Here is a 17,810-nt window from a genome sequence, read left to right on the forward strand (position 1 = left end):
CAATATATTTGTTATGTCTAGGTTTTTTGGATTTCGACATACCATTTTTAGCCAGTTGCAAACACAAATAAATGGGACTAAGGTTTCAATTGTTAACAATATGGGTTCGTGTTGCAGGGCCCTGGTGTCTGGGAGGATCAATAATGACCAAGACTTTTCGCTCGGCCTTAAGAGCACTTACTCTCGCAATGGCGATTGCGACCGGCACAATGGCGCAGGCAGAAGAAGCCTGGCCGACACGACAGATCACGTTTGTCATCCCCTTCGGTGCGGGCGGATCTGTCGACCGTTCGATGCGGCTCGTTGCCGAGCAGCTGCAAGACAAACTCGGGGTGCCTATCCGTGTGGTGAACCAGAAGGGTGGCGGCGGCCACGTCGGAACAACCTATTTCCTGAGCCAGCCGACCGACGGGTCGTCCTTCCTCGCAACCGCCATTCACCCTTATGTCTCGAATGCGATCCTGAAATTCGATCCCGACTACACACTCGACGACCTGGCCTTCATCAACGGCCAATGGACGGACGTGGACCTGTTCGCGGTCAACAAGGAATTGCCATTCAACACGCTGCAGGAATTCATGCAGGCCGTGAAAGATGAGCCGGGTCGCTACCGCGCATCGGTTGTTACCGGGTCAACCGGTGAAATCAATCTTCGACTTGCGCTTGAAGCCTTTGGTCTTTCGGACGACGCCGTCAACGTTGTCACCTATGAAGGTGGCGGTACGGCCCGAACGGCCGTTGCCGGTGGACAGGTCGATCTGGTCGTGATCAGCGCATCGGGCAGCCTTCCCGTTGCAGAGTTCATCCGTCCTCTGGCGGTTGCCTCCGAAACCCGACTGGAAGATTGGGACGCGCCGACCCTGAATGAAACACTCAAGGACGAAGGCGTAACGTTGACGCCGCTTCTCGGATCCATTCGCGGCATCGCGGCCAATGCGAAGTTCGCTGCCGAGCATCCGGAAGACTTCGACCGCTTTGTTGCGGCTTATGAAGAAGTCCTGCAGGACGAGGACTTTGTCGCACTGCTCAAGGAACAGGACATCGGAGCGGACTGGGTCGGCCCCGAACGCACGACGGAAATCGTCAAGTCCAACTTCGAAATCCTGAAGCGCTTCTCCGCCGATCAATAAGAGATCTGCCACTTCGGACAACATCAAGGGATGCCGGGGATCCCCCTCGGCGTCCCGCTCCTGAGCCATCCGACAGCCACAGGTCGCCCATGTCCATTCGATTAGCCCCTTCCCACGCGATCTTTCTTGCCCTTGCGCTGGCCCTTACGTTCGCCATGAACCGCAGTGCAATTGCCGCGAAGTTCTCTCTCAACAACCTGATCATCCTCGCGCCGGCCAGCCTCCTGGCGATTGTTCTGGTCGCGGTCATCGTGTTCTCCCAGTGGGGACGTGAAGAGGATCAGGGCGAGAGCCTGCGCAAGACGGCAGGGGATATCCTGCTGCTCGCACTCTTTTGCGGGTTTTGCGGATCGATGTTCTACATCGGGTTCGACGTCGCGACCTTCTTCTTCGTCTGGCTCGGAATCGTGATCTGCAGCGAGCGATCCCTGTGGAAGCCACCGCTCTTTTCCCTGGTCTTCACCGCAACAGTCACCAGTGCCTTTGGCGCACTTTTTCCCTTCCCCATGCCCACGCTGGTGTTCTGATGGTCGACTTCTCCGCACTTACATCCGCACTTGACCTGATGTTCAGCGGCATGGGTCCCTGGATCTTTGTGATCCCGGGTCTGCTCATCGGGTTGATCTTCGGTGCCGTCCCGGGTCTTCAGGTATCAATGGCGATGGCGCTTTTCCTGCCACTCACCTTCACGATGGACTTTATCCAGTCGATCATGTTCCTGACCTCCATCTTCACCGGCGGGGTTTATGGCGGTGGGGTCACGGCCATCCTGATGAACATTCCGGGCTCGTCGTCTTCCGTGGCAACCGCGTTCGACGGTTACCCAATGGCCTGTAATGGCCGCCAGAACGAGGCCCTCGGGCTCAGCCTCGGCGCGTCGGTAATCGGAGCCTTCATTGGCTACGTTGTACTTTTCCTTCTCATCCAGCCGCTCGCCGTGGTGGTTCTGAAGCTTGGTCCGCTTGAAATGGTCCTGGTGATCGCCTGGGGTCTCACATTGATCGCGGCGCTGAGCGGAGCGTCCATGGCAAAAGGCCTGCTTGCGGGGATGCTCGGACTCATTCTGAGCCAGGTCGGCATGTCCACGACAGGTGTTCTGCGCGCGACTTTCGGCAGTTCGTATCTTCTCGATGGCGTACAGGTGGTGCCCGCGATGATCGGCATTTTCGCCGCTTCTGAGCTCCTGCGCATACGGGAAAGACAGACACTGAGCACACGAGACGACGTGCCGCCTGTCGCCTTCAGGCCGATCATTCGTGCGATGTTTTCGACCTTCAAATATCCCTCTGTCCTGCTGCGCGGCAGCGCAATCGGCGTCCTGATAGGTGCAGTGCCGGGGGTTGGATCTTCCGTTGCCAATCTCGTTGCCTATGGCGAGGTTCGGCGAACATCTTCACGTACAGAAGAATTCGGCACAGGCCTTCCTGAGGGGGTGATTGCTGCGGAATCCGCCAATTCATCCTCCGAAGGCGGATCAATGGCGGCGCTTCTGGCGCTTGGCATTCCCGGCGGAGCGGCCACGGCAGTACTCATGGCGGCCTTTTCTTTCCACAACATCGTCGGTGGTCCGGCTTTCATCCGGGACCAGGGCGACCTGGTCTACGCCATCATTGTCGGCAATCTGGTTCAAGTTCTGCTTCTCGGCATTGTCGGCCTGCTGGTGCTGCGTCTGCTGGGCATGGTAATCAAGGTGCCACTTCGGTATCTGGTCCCCTCGGTCCTTGCCCTGTGCGCCTGGGGCGGCTTCGGCGTGACGGGCACGATTGCCGGTGTTCTGACCGTTGCAGTCTTCGCTTGCCTCGGGTGGCTGATGCGCCGGCATTCCTACCCCGTGGCGGCAACGGTTATCGGGTTGCTTCTGGGAAGGATGGCTGAGGGCGAGATGGTGCGCAGCCTTCAGATTTCCGGCGGGCATCTCGGCAGCTATCTGCTGGAGCGACCGTTTTCCATGCTGCTGCTCGCAATGATGGTCTTTTCGATCGTCGCAGCTTTCCTGAAGGCACGTTACGCACGCCGCGCCGCCCTGTCTCCCGATACCCAGGAATAATCAAATGACATCAGACTGGAACACCGGCGCGGACTTGACCGTCGCCGACAAGACATACCGATATGCGTCTCTCGCCCGTCTTCAGGAAGCCGTACCCGGCGCGGTAATTGAGCGCCTTCCTTTCGTGACGCGAGTCCTCCTGGAAAACCTTTTACGTCATGTGGATGGAACTAAGGATGCTGCCGAACGTGTTGCGGCTGTTGCAAGGGGTGAAGACGTCGGCGACATCGAGTTCTTTCCTGCCCGGGTGCTGATGCCGGATTCTTCAGGTGTACCGCTCCTTGCCGACCTGACGGCCATGCGGTCAGCGGTAGCCGAAAGAGGCGGTGACCCGAGCAAGGTGAACCCGAAGATTCCCGCCGAACTGGTGGTGGACCACTCCGTGGTCACCCAGTTTGCCGGAACCGCGGATGCTGAGCGTCGCAATATCGCCCTCGAATATGAACTGAACGCCGAGCGCTATACTTTCCTGAAGTGGGCGGAAGCCAATTTCCGCAATTTTCGGCTGTTTTCACCCGGCAAGGGCATCGTCCATCAAGTCAATCTGGAATACTTGGCAAGGCCTGTTCGAAGCGCAAAAGTCGAAAACACGCTTTGGGCCTATCCGGATACGCTTGTCGGCATGGACAGCCACACACCGACGATCAACGGGCTCGGTGTCATGGGCTGGGGGGTCGGCGGCATCGAAGCCGGCGGCGCCTTGCTTGGCTTGCCGATCTCGATGGCTTTCCCGGATGTTGTGGGGTGCCGCTTGACCGGCGCCTTGCAACCAGGTGTCACGAGCACGGATCTGGTACTGACGGTGACAGAGGCACTGCGCAAGCACGATCTGGTGGGCAAGATCATCGAGTTTCATGGCAACGGGCTGGATTCGCTGAGCGTGCCGGACCGGGCGACCCTTGGAAACATGGCACCGGAATACGGGGCGAACATGGGGTTCTCGCCGCTCGATGCCAAAACCATGGAATATCTGCGCCAGACCGGACGTGACGAACACGATATCGCGCTTGCAGAAAATTATGCAAAAGCTCAGATGATGTGGGCGGACGGGGCTGATACGCCACAATATGCCCAGGTGATCACAATCGAGCTGGACCGGATCAAGCCGTCCGCGGCTGGCCCGCGCCGGCCACAGGACAGGCTCGATCTGGAAGACGTTCCCGGCAGTTTCGACGACTTTCTTGATGCGCGTACCGACGTTTCAAAACCCGGCCCCGGCGCCTTGTCCGACGGGGATATCGTAATCGCCGCCATCACATCTTGCACCAATACGTCAAACCCTTCGCTGATGATTGCTGCCGGGCTCGTTGCTCGAAATGCCGTAGCGGCGGGACTGACGGTCGCCCCCAAAGTAAAAACCTCCCTTTCTCCAGGATCGCGCGTTGTTTCCGCTTACCTTGCAAAATCCGGTTTGCAGGACGATCTCGACCGTCTCGGATTTCAGGTAACAGGTTTTGGCTGCATGACCTGTGCCGGCGGGTCCGGACAGCTTGCGGCTGACATCGAAGAGGAAATTCGCACCCGGAACCTCAGCGTGACTGCAGTTCTTTCCGGCAACCGCAATTTCGAAGGCAGAACACACCCTCTGGTCCGGGCAGCCTATCTTGCTTCGCCACCGCTCATTGTCGCCTATGCGTTGGCCGGCACCGTGCGGATAGATCTCGCGAACGATCCACTCGGAAAGCGCGCTGACGGATCTCCGGTCTATCTCGCAGATCTATGGCCGGACCTTGGGGAAATCGACCTACTGACGCAGTCGATGGTGACTGCAGACCAGTTTCGGGAACAATACGGCCGGATGCAGGAAGCAGACGAATTCTGGGAAGCACTGGCAGTGCCCGAAGGCGAAGACTTTCGCTGGGATAACCAAAGCACCTACCTGCTGCGTCCACCTTTCCTAGATGACGTTACGGGCGAGGCCCGCAACATCAGCTCCTACAGGCTGGAAAATGCCCGCCCGCTGTTGATCCTCGGAGACGATATCACGACCGACCACATTTCGCCTGGATCCGCCATTCCGGCGAACAGCGCGGCCGGGCAATATCTTCTTTCGCTTGGCGTTCCGGAGAACCGGTTCAGCTCCTACATCGGGAGACGCGGAAACCACAACGTCATGATGCGGGGCACCTTCGCCAATATCCGCATACGCAACCTGATGGTTCCGGGGACCGAAGGTGGGATAACCCGGCATCTTCCAAGCGGAGACACCTGTACGATCCATGAGGCTGCCGGCAGGTATCGAGCAGAAGGCGTCCCGCAGATCGTGATTGCCGGACGCAACTACGGCAATGGCTCCTCCCGCGACTGGGCGGCAAAGGGAACCCGTATACTGGGCGTACAATGCGTTGTTGCCGACAGTTTCGAGCGCATCCACCGGTCCAACCTCGTCGGCATGGGCGTGCTGCCGCTTCAAACGACCGACGGACACACTGCGGAAACACTGGGCCTTACAGGCGATGAAACTTTCGATATCATCTTTGAAAAGGGACTTGCCCCCAAAGCCAGAGGATATTTGAGGATCTCTTCCGCCGATGCTCGCCCTTCACGCGAGATCCCGCTGCTCTGCCGCCTCGAAACCGCACGCGAGGCGGAAATCTACGCAGCAGGGGGCATTCTGCCCTATGCGATGAACGAGATGATCAGCCCTATCGGGAACTGATTGATAGCCGTGACGACCATGACCAGACGAACGGGCTGAGGACGACAAGGCAAAACGCGATCACGTCCTCAGCGCCAACTGCAGCTGTGCCTGTCGACCACAACCACTTGTGTCCTCCGCGCAATTTTCTCCACCTGAAAAGATCAATCAAATCGCGGTTGCGCAACACATAAGTTTGTGCTTATGTGTTGCCATGGTGGAAAATGACATCTTCAAGGCTCTGGCCGATCCAACGCGGCGCGCAATCTTCGAGAAGCTGGCCGATGGCCGCATGAACGCAAGTTCCCTGCGCAACGGCATGGACATAAGCCAACCGGCAATGTCCCAGCATCTCTCCGTCCTGTGTCAGGCAAAGCTTGTGCGACAGGAACGGCAGGGCAGGTTCGTGAACTACGAAGTAGACCCTGATGGGCTGGCCCTTATCGCCGGCTGGCTCGCAAAATACCGCGCCTATTGGCCGGCCCGCATCGATGCGTTGAAAACCCTGCTGAAGGATATGGACCAATGAGTGACCAAACGCCTGATGTGGAGTTGGCGACTTCCGTGCAAGGGGAGATGGAAACTGCTGACATCGTTCAGGAATATGAGCTGGAGGCGCCACCGGAAAAGGTCTGGCGAGCCATCACCATCCCCACTTTCAGGGAACGATGGCTACCGGACCACGATCTCGCACAGGTAGAACCTGTTGCCGTGGTACCGAACCAAGAGATCCTTTTCCGGCTGCGCGATGATGCCCCACCATTTCTGGAAAGTGTCGTGCAGTTTCAGCTGCACCCGATCAGCAGCGACCGAACGCTTCTGACGATCAGGCAACGCCTTGCCGATGGCCGGCTGGCGTCTCGCGATACCTGGGCAGCAAACAGCAACGAGCCGGTCATGATGCTGGCCGCATAAGCTCTTTCCGACCAACCCAAATCATTGAAATACAGGAGTTCGCCCATGCGCGAAGCGATGCAGCTCGTCCCGATGGTCGTGGAACAATCCAGCAGCGGTGAACGCTCTTTCGACATCTATTCGCGATTGCTGCGCGAACGGATTGTCTTTCTCAATGGCGAGGTGAATGACACGGTGTCGGCCCTCATCTGCGCCCAGTTGCTTTTTCTGGAGGCGGAGAGCCCCAAGAAGCCGATCCAGCTCTACATCAATTCACCCGGTGGCATGGTCACCAGCGGCTTCGCGATGTACGACACCATGCGCTACATCCGGGCACCCGTTCATACGCTGTGCATGGGCACTGCCAGGTCGATGGGATCTTTTCTGCTCATGGCCGGGGAACCTGGCGAAAGGGCCGTGTTGCCGAACGCGAACATCCTTATCCATCAACCGTCCGGCGGCTTCCAGGGGCAGGCGTCGGACATGGCGATCCATGCGGAAGAAATCCTGCGCACGAAGGAGCGCATGACACGGCTTTACGCGAAGCATTGCAACAGAACCTACGAGGAGTTCGAAGCCGCGATGGACCGGGACCGGTACATGACACCGGAAGAGTCCCTGGAATGGGGACTGGTCGATCGCATTCTGTCCGAACGCGACCTCGACGGCTGAACCAAGACCTACGAACGTCGTTAGCGCGACAGATATTCTGCCGGTACGACGATCTTGCTAGACCCGGTCGACACGTTTTGCATGCGCTTTTCGAGCAGGTCCCAGGCATTGTCCACGATTGCATTGACGGGATAGCGCACACAGCCGATTGGCGGGGTCACCAGATCCCCCCAGTCCGGGTCATCCAGCGTAACCACGGAAATGTCGCGATCGCTGGACGCGCCTTGCGCCTTCAGCGCTCTCAAGGTCCAGATTGCAACGGAGCTGTTGCCGACGACAATTGCGTCCGGTGGTGTTGAGGACCGCAGCGCCTTCTGAAACCGCGCTTCAAAATCGGCAGCATTCTCACCACGCTCCAGAACGCTGCTTTGGATGGCGCTGCCGCTGTTCGCAATTGCCTGTTCGATGCCCGCAGCTCTTTGCCGTGACACGATAAGGTCCTTTCTCTGGGGAATGAACAGGATGTGTTTTCGCCCCCGTTCTGCAAGTTGGCGAACAATCTGCTGCATCAGATCGTTCTGATCGACTGTCACGTAATCGAAGCGATCGTCTTCGTTCAAACGTTCGATGATCACGGCCGGAACATCGGAACCGGCAATCAGGTCGAGCGACTTTTGCGGCTGCCAGGTCGGCAGAAGGACCAGACCGTCAACCTTGCGCTGCAAGAGGGTCTTCACCCGGCTGAGTTCCCTTTCAGGATCCTGGTGAGAAACGGCCATGACCATGTCAAAGCCATGCTTTTCCGCTGCATCTTCGAAAGTTTCCGCGAGAGCGCTGAGGAAGGCAGGCGTTGCATATGTGGTACAGAACCCGATCGTCCGGGTTTTTTTGCGCCTGAGGGTTTGCGCCGTGCTGTCCAGCTGGAACCCGAGGTCACTGGCAGCTTTCAGAACGAGCTGCCGTTTTTCTTCGCTTACAAATCGGGTGTTGTTCAAAACGTTCGAAACAGTTCCAACCGAGACACCGGCAGCTTTGGACACATCTGTAATGTTAATTTTCTTATTTGAATCAGACATTTAAAAATATCGCTCTAGCACTGCCCAGAATCTCTCTTGCCGGTACCGGATGATAATGCTACACCTATTGAAACGTTTCAATAGCCAATGCCGCCTTGAGCGGTTTTTTTGAAGTCATTCATTGAAACGTTTCAATAGCTTGGCATTTATCGGCTTTCAGTTGGAGGAGATGAAAGATGAGGAATTCTGGAAAATGGCTGCTGGCAGCCAGTTGCGGGACCATGCTGGCGGCAATGAGCTCCCTGCCGTCACAGGCGGAGCCCGTCACCATCACCTGGCAATCGACGTCGCTCAGCGAGAAGCAATTCGCGCCGCTGGCGGAAGAAATGATCGCCGAGTTCGAGGCCGAAAACCCGGACATCAAGATCAAGCCGATCCTCGTTGCGCGCAAGGAAGACTGGACAAAATTCGCAACCGCTGCCCAGGCTCAAAAAGCACCGTGCATCTATCGCGGCGACGTCACGACTGCGGCCTATAACGGCTACCTCCATCCACTTGACGAGTTCTTTGAAGCAAGCGGTGACGATTTCAAGTCCGTCTGGCCGCAGGATATCCTCAGCGCGGTTACCTTCGAGGGCAGCCTTTATGCGTTGCCGGTCTACGCCGGCATCTACGCTGAAATTTACAACAGGGATCTTGTCGAGGCTGCCGGTCTGGACCCTGAAGCTCTGCCGACCACCTGGGACGAATATTCACAGTGGATGCAGAAACTCACCACTGACGACCAGTGGGGCACGGCCATTCTTGCCGGCCCGACGACGACCACCACACGCACGTTGTTGAGCTGGATCTATTCCAACGGCGGCCGGGCCTTCAATGACGACTATACGGAATCCCTGTTCTCCAAAGATCCGAAAACGGTCGAGGCCATAAAGTTCTATCTCGGCCTGGCTGAAAAGGGCGTCGCGGCTCCCGGACCGGCCACGATCAACTATGCGGAACAGACGACCCTGTTTGCCCAGGGCAAGATCGCATCCATGCGCAACGCCTATTGGGGCCTGGCCAAGGTCCTGAACGACAATCCGGACCTGAAAGGCAAGCTGTTGGTCGCCTGGCCACCCGCAAATACGGATCAGCCACGCACCGTCGCCAAGATCACTGCTGAAATGATCTCTTCCAGCTGCGAACACCCGGAACAAGCCTGGAAGTTCCTGCAGCATATCGTCAGCCCGAAGTGGCAGACACGTGCCATGCTGGAAGCCAACTACATGCCGCTTCGCACGGACGTCGCAGAGCAACCGGAAATCAAGAACGACCCCGTCGTTGCCAAATTCCTGGAGATCGGGGCGGTGGCAAAAACAATTCCGGCGCCAACACCCGTATGGGCAGATGTCGCCGGCAAGGACGTCGTGCAGGCCCTTCAGGAGGCTCTTCTGCAACCCGAGCGCCTGACGGAAATCCTGCAGGAACTCGATGAGACCGTAACAGCCAAGCTGAACGACCTCTGATCACACCCGGCCCCAGGAAACTATCATGACGACTGTAGACACAGCTTTCCAAGACGCGGTCAATACGCCCGGGAAACGCGACATATGGCGGGCATCCGGGCTCAGGCGAGAGCGCTGGTATGGATACCTGTTCCTGGGGCCGGCAATCGTTTCGCTGTCCCTTTTGATAGCAACACCGTTGATCCAGGCTTTCTGGACATCGCTTCATCGAACCCGCGGACTTCGGTCTTCCTTCGTCGGTTTCGACAATTATGCCTACATCCTCCAGAACAGCGATTTCTGGCACAGCTTGAGTGTATCGGCCGTTTTTACGGTGGCTTGTGTGTTTCTCCACGTAAGTGTCGGAATGCTGCTGGCGCTGGGGCTGAATTCCATCTCCTACGGCAGAACGCTTCTGAGGCTCGGCTTCCTGATGCCCTGGATCGTTGCCCCTTCCATCGGCTCGGTCATCTGGGTCTGGTTGCTCGAGCCACAGTTCGGCGTGATCAACTACATTCTGGAAAGCGCGGGGCTCATCCGTGAAACAGCCCTTTGGCTCGCGGATCCCGTGCTGGCGCTGGTGTCAGTGATTACGGTCGATTTCTGGCGGGGCATGCCCTTCGTCATGCTGCTGCTTCTTGCCGGTCTCCAGGGCATCCCGCGAGACCAATATGAGGCGGCTGCACTCGATGGCGCCAACGCCTGGCAGCAGTTCAGGCACGTAACCCTTCCGAACCTTAGGTATCTGCTCATCGTCGCCGCGACGCTCGATACGATCTACACGGTCCGGCATTTCGACGTAATCGCCGTGATGACGGGAGGAGGCCCGGCAGGCAGCACCGAGGTACTGCCGGTCATGATTTACAACACCGCTTTTGAAGCCAACCGCCTCGGCCGGGCATCGGCGATCGGCATACTGCTCCTCGGCATCGTCCTGACCCTGTCGGTTCTCTACCTCTACATTGTCAAACCGGAAAAAGATAAGGGGGGAGCGTGACAATGCGGTCTGCAATTCGCCTTGAGCATGTGCTCCGATATCTGGTGCTGATTGTCCCGTTGGTGGTGATGCTTTTCCCACTCTACTGGATGGTGAACACATCACTGAAGCCGGCATCAGAGATTTTTCTGGATCCGCCGACCTTCTATTCCTGGAACTGGTCTTTCGATGCTTACGTCAGCGTTCTGGAGACCCGGCCTATCCTCCGCTACTTCGTGAACAGCCTTGTCGTTGCAACCGGAACAACCGTTCTGGCACTCGCTCTGGCAACGCTTGCCGCCTACGGCATCACGCGGTTCAGGATGCGGATCGAGCCTCTGGTGATCATCGCACTCCTGTTCGTGAAGATGCTGCCGGAAGCGCTGCTGGTGGTGCCCTATTTCAAGCTCATCTCGGATGTCGGCATGCTCGACACCTATGCCGCGCTGATTGCCGTCTACACTTCCTTTGCGCTTCCGCTTGCGACGTGGATGCTGGTCGGTTTCTTTCGCCAGATCCCGAAGGAGATAGACGAGGCTGCCATGATGGACGGGGCCAACCGTCTGCAGGCGTTCGTCAGGATCGTGCTGCCGCTGGCAAAGACGGGGATCGCGGCCGTTGCCATGTTCACCTTCCTCACGGCCTGGAACGCATTCATCTGGGCGCTGGTACTTGTCACGGAACCGGACATGTATCTGCTGCCTGTCGGGATCGCGACCCTGATGGGGGAATATCAGGTCGAGTGGAACGAACTCATGGCAGCAGCCGTCATCGCTGTCGTGCCCGTCCTCATCATCTTCAGTTTGCTTGAACGACACCTTGTCGCCGGCATCACAGCCGGTGCGGTCAAAGGCTAGAGCCTCTTGCACCGACACCGTGTTCAAACACCTCAAGATCAATCCATTTCCGATCCTTCAATCGACGCGACTGAAGGGTCTGGATCCAGGGAGAAACAGAAATGGCGACTGTTGAAATCAGAAATTGCCAGAAATTCTTCGGAAAAGCCGAAATCCTGTCCGGCGTGTCTGTCGATATCAAGGATGGTGAATTTGTCGTGCTGGTCGGCCCGTCAGGATGTGGAAAATCGACCCTTTTGCGCATGGTTGCCGGGCTGGAGGAAGTTTCCGCCGGCGACATCATGATCGACGGCTCCATCGTGAATGATGTTGCACCGAAAGATCGCGACGTGGCGATGGTCTTTCAGAGCTACGCGCTTTACCCGCACAAGACCGTTGCCGAAAACATGGGCTTCAGCCTGCTTCTTGCCAAGCGGCCGCGCGACGAAATCAAGATGCGTGTCCAGGCCGCAGCGGAAATTCTCAACCTGGAAACGCTTCTGGACAGATATCCGAAACAGCTCTCCGGCGGGCAACGGCAACGGGTTGCGATGGGCCGCGCCATCGTGCGTAACCCGAAGGTCTTTCTCTTCGATGAACCGCTCTCGAACCTCGATGCAAAGCTGAGACTTCAGATGCGGACCGAGATCAAAAAACTGCACCAGAAGCTCGGCACTACATCCATCTATGTCACGCATGATCAGGTCGAGGCCATGACCATGGCAGACCGTATCGTGGTGATGCGCGATGGCCGAATCGAGCAAATCGGCACACCGGCTGAACTCTACAACAACCCGCGCAACATGTTCGTTGCCGGCTTCATCGGCTCGCCTGCAATGAATTTCATTCGAGGACAGGTTCAAAAGACGGGCGGCGAAGGTGTCTTCGCATCGGCGCCGGATGTGCGATTGCCGCTCCCGAATGCGGGCAAGCTGCACGACGGCCAGGACATCGTTTTTGGTGTCCGCCCCAGGCATTTCAACCTGTGTGACCAGCATCATCCCCAGGCTTGCCGAATGACCGTCGACGTCGTCGAACCCACAGGCGACGAGACCGAGGTATCCGGCTGGCTCGGGGGTGAACTGATTTCAATTTCCCTGCCTGGCGAGAAACGCTTTACCCCGGGAGAGGGCCTTTTCGTAACGCCGGTCCCCGGCAGGGCTCATTTGTTTGATGCAGCTTCAAAACAGCGGTTGGAACTATGAGTATTCAAATGACGACGAACGCGGATTTTAAGGACAAAGACCATATGTCTGCTCTGGCCGCAGACGAACGCGCGAGAGTTGTTGCCGTTCGCCATTGGCTGGTCGGTGTCCCGCTCAAGAACCCGATCCTGTGGGCGACGGGCGTGCGCTCGCGTGTGACGCGGATGCTGGTGGAGGTTGAAACCGCCTCAGGTATCAAGGGTTACGGCGAAACGATCTGCCTGCTGGATTACATTCCCGCGGTCTTCGAGACTGTCGTGAAGCCACTGTTGCTGGACAGGCCGGTGCACGACACCGAACGGCTTTTCCGGCACGTTCTGGGCGCAGGATATTATCATCACCAGCGTGCGGCGGTTTATGCGGCGGCAGCCGCGGAAATGGCCATGTGGGATGCGGTTGGCAAGTTCGCCGGCCTGCCGTTGCACCGCCTCTGGGGCGGGGCGTACCGGTCCGATATCGAGATCGCCAGCTATCTGTTCATTTCCTCACCCGAGGAGCTGGCGAAGCTGGCTCGTACCGATTACGACGCCGGTTACCGGTCCTTCAAAATCAAGATAGGCCTCGATCCGCAACAGGATCTGGCCCTCGTCAAGGCCATCCGGGAGGAACTGGGCCCACATGCCCATATCCGTGCGGATGTAAACGGGGCCTGGACCATCGGCACCGCCAAGCGGATGCTCGAGATGCTCAAGCCATATGACCTTGCCTATGTCGAGCAGCCTCTGGAACTGACGGATCTGGCAGGCCATGCTGAACTACGGCAAAGCCAACCGATACCGATTGCACTGGATGAAAGCGCCTACACGCTTCAGGAAGTCGCCAATATTGTTGCCAACAGGGCCGCAGACGTGGTGCTTCTGGACCCACACCAGGCAGGCGGATTGAAGCAGGTCCTGAAGGCTGCCGGCCTTTGCGAGGCCTACGGCATTCCCGTTACGCTCCACAGCGGCGGAGAACTGGGTCTCAGTCAGGCTGCCTATCTCCATGTTGCAGCGGCCTGTCCGAACATGATCCTGGCGATCGACAACGAGCTGCCGTATCTATCAGGAGACATCCTGAAAGTGCCGTTCAGGATCGAGAATGGTCACCTGCGGGTGCCGGAAGCTCCCGGCCTTGGTGTCGAGATTGACCTGGACGCTATTGCCCGTTTCGAAGTCGACCGCATCGAAGGGGCCTATCTCGATCCGAGACGACCGGACTGGTTTCCGCAGAAACCGGCTTACTGACAGACTGACTTCAACCGGCCGGGTGTTTGGCCGAGCTCAAGAGCACGCCGAACACCCGCCTTTGTTAGGCGCCTTGATCAAGGCTGAACCAGGACCTGAATGCGGATCGCGATAACTGGAACACACGGCTCCGGCAAGACAACGCTCGCAAGCGATTTCAGGGAAGCCAGTCCCAGCTACGAAGTGCTTCCCGAACCCTACTGGCAACTTGTTCAGGAAGGTGTGGCGTTTTCCGCCAGGCCGACGGTTGAAGATCTGGAAGAGCAACTGGGGTACAGTTGCCGGCAAATCCTCGACATCGCCACCGGTCAGAGTGTTGTCTTCGACCGCAGTCCGCTGGACTTCCTGGCCTATCTGGACGTCGTTAGTGCGGGGCAGGGATTTGACTGGGAACCACAGGGCCGGCTTCTGGGCCGGATAGACCGAGCGCTGAAGTCGCTTGATACCATCATCTTCGTTCCCCTTGTCGAACCGGACGAAATACCCGGACCAATCGAGCTGCCCAGATTGCGCGCCTGGGTGGACCGAAGACTGAAGGCCATCTTCCAACAGGACGATCTGGGCCTGTTGTCAGACGGCCCGCAAATCCTGGAACTCTCAGGATCGCGAAACGAACGGCTCGACAAGCTGCTGGACCATATCGTGGCGACCAGCAACTGCTGAGGCAGGCTTCTGGTTATTGCATTCAGACAACTTCATCAGCTTTGGTGGTCATGAAGCGATGACCTGATCGATTGCGCAACCGCATTGCGTGGATGCCGACAAGCGCATTCAGAACGGGCTCTCCTGCCGCGTGACTTGCAGGAATTCCAGCGATTTCAAACGCACGCGCATAACGATGAACCAGCGCTTCGCTTCCGGCAAGGATCACACCTTTGCCAGCTTCGGGAAACGTATCTCTGCCTTCACGGATTTCCGCGCCAATGAGAAGCCCCGACAGATAGCTCGCCACGGATGTTGGCGGCATCACATCCATCAGAACCCGCGATCTGGCTGCAAAAAGATCCGAAATCGGGCGAGCCGTCTCAAGTGCCTTTGCAACAGCCGCATCAAACACCGGAAGGTCCAGAGCGACACCGTCGGCTAGGCGCCCGGCGAGGGAATGGTTGAGCACCAGGTCGAAGAGTTCGCCGGTCATGATCGTGGTGAACCGGCACGCCTGTCCGTCGCGCCCTAGGGCCCATTTCGAATGCGTGCCGGGCAGCACCACAATTTGCTCGCCGATGCCATCAGCCAGACCAAAGATCTGCAGTTCCTCACCACGCATGACGTCTGCGCTTGCGCCGCGCTGGCACAATCCGGGCAGAAACACCAGATCCAGGCCCTTGCGATGGACGGTAACGGCCTCATCGGCGAGATCCACCAGCCCGGCAGGACAGACGGCATAGGGTGTTTCGACCCACCCGGAACGGCTGGTGATCATGCCGGTGAGATAGACGTCTTCGACCTGTCCCTTCCAGTCGGCGATCAAAGCGTCAAAGACACCTTCGAAGTCGTCTGCCGCCAGGTTCTTGACCCCGGTCGCCAGCTCCTTGGAGGCCTCGATCCGGCCATCGACGCACAAATAGGCCCTGCAATTGCTGCTGCCCCAATCCACTGCGATAAACGTCGTGTCACTCACTGGCGTGAACCTCCAGCACCCTGCCGGCGCGTCCCAGTTGTTCGGCCCGGGCGATCTCGTTCAGATGAATCGCCATCTCTGACAACCCGAACGGTGTCGGCTGCAACGACGGTTCCCGGTCCATGATGTTGCGAATACCGGCCTTCTCGGCGAAAAGCCTCTTGCCGTAACACAGCATGGCCGGCACCGAGCGCGACATGAAGACGACCGCAGGCAGGATGGCCCGATGAATGGCTTCCGCCTGTTTCAGCCCGTCTTCCGTCCCTGCGCGCCAGAGCCGGTATAGGTTGACCTGGGCTTTCAGGAAATCGGGAGCAGGGATCAGCCCGCGCCCTCCGGCCCGTAATAGCGAAGGAAACTCGATCCCACCGTGGCCTCCGAAAACGGCAACGTCGGGCAGGGCGGTGATGACGCGGGCGATATCCACGCTGAACCCTTCACCTTTCAGGATCCTGATGTTCGGCTGGATTTCGAATAGCCGGACCAGGTCATCTGCCGACAGACTGACGGCCAGGTTCACCGGGTTGTTCTGGATGCCGACGTCGAAATCGAGAGCGCTGGCGATCCGGGCGAAAAAGTCGATGGTCGCCTCGGCGCCCATGCCGCCGGTAGCGGGCGGCTGAAGGATGACCCAGTCGGCCCCAAAGCGCCGGGCAGCCCGGGCAAACGAGATCTGACCCTCAATGGACGGTTCGCAGACGGTAACTGCATACGGCAGCCGTCCGCCGATCAGTTCGCCGACCATTTCCACCAGATAAAGCCGCTCGTTCACGTCCATCTTGTGTGTTTCAGTCACGAGGCCGAGAACGGTGATGCCATGCGCACCTGACTGAAGGCAGAACTCCACCTGCCTGGCCATCGCATTCCGGTCAAGCCTGCCCTGGTCATCCCAGAAGGCATAGAGAACGGGATAGATGCCATGCCAACCGTGCATCTCAAGCGTCCTCCAGCATGGCGAGCAAGGCTTCGCTCGGCTCGACGCCAATGCCCGGTCCTGTGGGCACCTTGTAGAAGCCGTTTTCGCAGGCCATGTCGCCGTTCGTGAACATCAGGTTCCGGTCGAAGATCGAATGCTGGTACTCGTGATAGGGCAGGCCCAGGAACACGGCACTTGCCTGCAGACTGGCCGCCATGAAAATCCCGATCGAGATCGCAGCATGCGGAATGATCTTCATGTGGAAGGCCTGGGCCATCATGCCGATGCGGGCAAATTCTGTGATGCCGGTATGACCCATTTCCGGTTGGACGATGCTCATCGCCCGGGCCTCGAAGCGCGGGCGATATTCATAGGCGGTGCGCAGTTCTTCACCGAGCGCAAGTGGCACGCCAATCGAGTTGGCGACACGGATCTGGCCGGTCATGTCTTCCGACTGAACCGGCGCTTCGGCAAAATAAAGTCCGTGCGCTTCCAGCTTGCGGATTATGGAAACGGCTTCCGCCGCCTCATGCTTCCAGTGCATGTCGACCATCAGGTCGACACCGGGTCCAACGGCCTCCCGGAGAGCGGCCATTTCCTTCACCATACCGTCGTCCGCGACGGCGCCGGCGAACTTGATTGCCTTGAAGCCCTTGTTCACCCATTCGACCGCAAGATCGCAGCGTTCCTGCAAGGTTGCGCGTGGCAGGCCAGAGACATAGGCCGGAAGCGTTTCCTGCCGGCGGCCGCCGAGCAGCTGTGAGACGGAAAGTCCCGTTATCCGACCATAGAGATCCCAAAGCGCAATATCGACACCGGCAAGCGCATCGACAAAATATCCGCCGAAGAACCCGCGCACGCGCATGAGGTCGTAAAGATCGTCATGGATCACAGCAGGTGCGGAAACATCCCGGCCGACAATGACCGGAGCCAGCAGGTTGTCGACAATCGCCTTGACCGCTTCCGGCGCTGCGATGCCATAGGTTTCCCCCCATCCGATCCGGCCGCTTTCCGCGGTTACCTTGAGCACCACCGTCTGGTCTGTCGACGGATAGATTGACCGGTTACCCTTGCGGATCAGGTAGCCCTTTTCATTGATGAATTCGCCTTCGCGCAAGGGACCGAGGTAGGGCACGTCGCGGGGGACGCGGACAATGAAACACTCCAGTTTCTGGATCGCGTCGAGTGGAGCAGTGGACATGTTTC

The 17,810-nt window shown here is 58.2% G+C and carries 17 protein-coding genes; 13 read left to right on the top strand and 4 right to left on the bottom strand.

Annotated features, from left to right (window positions below; genetic code table 11):
* Nucleotides 1–143 precede the first annotated feature (143 nt).
* The 7 genes from FIV05_RS29740 (at nucleotide 144) to FIV05_RS29770 (ending at nucleotide 7,381) form a co-directional block, all read left to right on the top strand.
* Entirely contained in the window at nucleotides 144–1,130 is a 987-nt protein-coding gene (locus FIV05_RS29740) for a tripartite tricarboxylate transporter substrate binding protein (RefSeq protein ID WP_152512376.1), read from the top strand.
* 89 nt (nucleotides 1,131–1,219) lie between these two features.
* Nucleotides 1,220–1,657, top strand: coding sequence for a tripartite tricarboxylate transporter TctB family protein (locus tag FIV05_RS29745; RefSeq protein ID WP_152512375.1), 438 nt, complete (start codon nucleotides 1,220–1,222; stop codon nucleotides 1,655–1,657).
* Complete coding sequence (locus FIV05_RS29750; protein WP_152512374.1) at nucleotides 1,657–3,177, top strand: tripartite tricarboxylate transporter permease; 1,521 nt, start codon at nucleotides 1,657–1,659, stop codon at nucleotides 3,175–3,177. The genes FIV05_RS29745 and FIV05_RS29750 overlap by 1 nt, the downstream gene beginning before the upstream one ends.
* 4 nt (nucleotides 3,178–3,181) lie before the next feature.
* A complete protein-coding gene (acnA, locus tag FIV05_RS29755; protein WP_152512373.1) occupies nucleotides 3,182–5,836 on the top strand; it encodes an aconitate hydratase AcnA in 2,655 nt (884 codons plus the stop codon).
* Between the two features lie 193 nt (nucleotides 5,837–6,029).
* Nucleotides 6,030–6,344: a metalloregulator ArsR/SmtB family transcription factor gene (locus FIV05_RS29760; protein ID WP_152512372.1), complete on the top strand. Its 315-nt coding sequence runs from the start codon at nucleotides 6,030–6,032 to the stop codon at nucleotides 6,342–6,344.
* Nucleotides 6,345–6,391: 47 nt separating this feature from the next.
* Nucleotides 6,392–6,730: an SRPBCC domain-containing protein gene (locus FIV05_RS29765; protein ID WP_152512492.1), complete on the top strand. Its 339-nt coding sequence runs from the start codon at nucleotides 6,392–6,394 to the stop codon at nucleotides 6,728–6,730.
* A gap of 45 nt (nucleotides 6,731–6,775) precedes the next feature.
* On the top strand, nucleotides 6,776–7,381 hold the full coding sequence (locus tag FIV05_RS29770) for an ATP-dependent Clp protease proteolytic subunit (protein WP_152512371.1): 606 nt from the start codon (nucleotides 6,776–6,778) through the stop codon (nucleotides 7,379–7,381).
* Between the two features lie 20 nt (nucleotides 7,382–7,401).
* Here the strand turns inward: FIV05_RS29770 and FIV05_RS29775 are convergent, their stop codons facing one another.
* Nucleotides 7,402–8,397, bottom strand: coding sequence for a LacI family DNA-binding transcriptional regulator (locus FIV05_RS29775; RefSeq protein ID WP_152512370.1), 996 nt, complete (start codon nucleotides 8,395–8,397; stop codon nucleotides 7,402–7,404).
* A gap of 176 nt (nucleotides 8,398–8,573) precedes the next feature.
* Between FIV05_RS29775 and FIV05_RS29780 the strand changes: the two genes are divergently transcribed.
* From FIV05_RS29780 to FIV05_RS29805, 6 genes are all read left to right on the top strand, one after another.
* Nucleotides 8,574–9,845, top strand: coding sequence for a sugar ABC transporter substrate-binding protein (locus FIV05_RS29780; RefSeq protein ID WP_152512369.1), 1,272 nt, complete (start codon nucleotides 8,574–8,576; stop codon nucleotides 9,843–9,845).
* A gap of 25 nt (nucleotides 9,846–9,870) precedes the next feature.
* The gene (locus FIV05_RS29785) at nucleotides 9,871–10,821 is read left to right on the top strand and encodes a sugar ABC transporter permease (RefSeq protein ID WP_152512368.1); all 951 of its coding nucleotides are present in this window, start codon (nucleotides 9,871–9,873) and stop codon (nucleotides 10,819–10,821) included.
* Between the two features lie 2 nt (nucleotides 10,822–10,823).
* On the top strand, nucleotides 10,824–11,657 hold the full coding sequence (locus tag FIV05_RS29790) for a carbohydrate ABC transporter permease (protein WP_152512367.1): 834 nt from the start codon (nucleotides 10,824–10,826) through the stop codon (nucleotides 11,655–11,657).
* 101 nt (nucleotides 11,658–11,758) lie between these two features.
* Nucleotides 11,759–12,841 carry a sn-glycerol-3-phosphate ABC transporter ATP-binding protein UgpC gene (gene ugpC, locus FIV05_RS29795; protein ID WP_152512366.1) on the top strand — a complete coding sequence of 361 codons (1,083 nt, stop codon included), beginning with the start codon at nucleotides 11,759–11,761 and terminating at the stop codon, nucleotides 12,839–12,841.
* Nucleotides 12,842–12,885: 44 nt separating this feature from the next.
* On the top strand, nucleotides 12,886–14,067 hold the full coding sequence (locus tag FIV05_RS29800) for a mandelate racemase/muconate lactonizing enzyme family protein (protein ID WP_173014007.1): 1,182 nt from the start codon (nucleotides 12,886–12,888) through the stop codon (nucleotides 14,065–14,067).
* Between the two features lie 99 nt (nucleotides 14,068–14,166).
* Nucleotides 14,167–14,730: an AAA family ATPase gene (locus tag FIV05_RS29805; protein ID WP_152512364.1), complete on the top strand. Its 564-nt coding sequence runs from the start codon at nucleotides 14,167–14,169 to the stop codon at nucleotides 14,728–14,730.
* Nucleotides 14,731–14,752: 22 nt separating this feature from the next.
* Here FIV05_RS29805 and FIV05_RS29810 read toward each other — a convergent pair whose 3' ends face one another.
* From FIV05_RS29810 to FIV05_RS29820, 3 genes are read right to left on the bottom strand one after another with little or no spacing between them, the layout of a single operon-like run.
* Nucleotides 14,753–15,688: a 2-dehydro-3-deoxygalactonokinase gene (locus FIV05_RS29810; RefSeq protein WP_152512363.1), complete on the bottom strand. Its 936-nt coding sequence runs from the start codon at nucleotides 15,686–15,688 to the stop codon at nucleotides 14,753–14,755.
* Nucleotides 15,681–16,622, bottom strand: a complete 942-nt coding sequence (locus FIV05_RS29815; RefSeq protein ID WP_152512362.1) for a dihydrodipicolinate synthase family protein — start codon at nucleotides 16,620–16,622, stop codon at nucleotides 15,681–15,683. The genes FIV05_RS29810 and FIV05_RS29815 overlap by 8 nt, the downstream gene beginning before the upstream one ends.
* 1 nt (nucleotide 16,623) lies before the next feature.
* Nucleotides 16,624–17,805: a mandelate racemase/muconate lactonizing enzyme family protein gene (locus FIV05_RS29820; protein ID WP_152512361.1), complete on the bottom strand. Its 1,182-nt coding sequence runs from the start codon at nucleotides 17,803–17,805 to the stop codon at nucleotides 16,624–16,626.
* Nucleotides 17,806–17,810: the final 5 nt, after the last annotated feature.

This window comes from Labrenzia sp. THAF191a, from assembly GCF_009363335.1.
GTDB lineage: Bacteria > Pseudomonadota > Alphaproteobacteria > Rhizobiales > Stappiaceae > Roseibium > Roseibium algicola.

Bases quoted from the DNA above. Each gene is read 5' to 3' on its own strand.
- FIV05_RS29740 (WP_152512376.1), top strand. From the start codon at position 144: ATGACCAAGACTTTTCGCTCGGCCTTAAGAGCACTTACTCTCGCAATG.
- FIV05_RS29745 (WP_152512375.1), top strand. From the start codon at position 1,220: ATGTCCATTCGATTAGCCCCTTCCCACGCGATCTTTCTTGCCCTTGCG.
- FIV05_RS29750 (WP_152512374.1), top strand. From the start codon at position 1,657: ATGGTCGACTTCTCCGCACTTACATCCGCACTTGACCTGATGTTCAGC.
- acnA (WP_152512373.1), top strand. From the start codon at position 3,182: ATGACATCAGACTGGAACACCGGCGCGGACTTGACCGTCGCCGACAAG.
- FIV05_RS29760 (WP_152512372.1), top strand. From the start codon at position 6,030: ATGGTGGAAAATGACATCTTCAAGGCTCTGGCCGATCCAACGCGGCGC.
- FIV05_RS29765 (WP_152512492.1), top strand. From the start codon at position 6,392: ATGGAAACTGCTGACATCGTTCAGGAATATGAGCTGGAGGCGCCACCG.
- FIV05_RS29770 (WP_152512371.1), top strand. From the start codon at position 6,776: ATGCGCGAAGCGATGCAGCTCGTCCCGATGGTCGTGGAACAATCCAGC.
- FIV05_RS29775 (WP_152512370.1), bottom strand. From the start codon at position 8,397: ATGTCTGATTCAAATAAGAAAATTAACATTACAGATGTGTCCAAAGCT.
- FIV05_RS29780 (WP_152512369.1), top strand. From the start codon at position 8,574: ATGAGGAATTCTGGAAAATGGCTGCTGGCAGCCAGTTGCGGGACCATG.
- FIV05_RS29785 (WP_152512368.1), top strand. From the start codon at position 9,871: ATGACGACTGTAGACACAGCTTTCCAAGACGCGGTCAATACGCCCGGG.
- FIV05_RS29790 (WP_152512367.1), top strand. From the start codon at position 10,824: ATGCGGTCTGCAATTCGCCTTGAGCATGTGCTCCGATATCTGGTGCTG.
- ugpC (WP_152512366.1), top strand. From the start codon at position 11,759: ATGGCGACTGTTGAAATCAGAAATTGCCAGAAATTCTTCGGAAAAGCC.
- FIV05_RS29800 (WP_173014007.1), top strand. From the start codon at position 12,886: ATGTCTGCTCTGGCCGCAGACGAACGCGCGAGAGTTGTTGCCGTTCGC.
- FIV05_RS29805 (WP_152512364.1), top strand. From the start codon at position 14,167: ATGCGGATCGCGATAACTGGAACACACGGCTCCGGCAAGACAACGCTC.
- FIV05_RS29815 (WP_152512362.1), bottom strand. From the start codon at position 16,622: ATGCACGGTTGGCATGGCATCTATCCCGTTCTCTATGCCTTCTGGGAT.
- FIV05_RS29820 (WP_152512361.1), bottom strand. From the start codon at position 17,805: ATGTCCACTGCTCCACTCGACGCGATCCAGAAACTGGAGTGTTTCATT.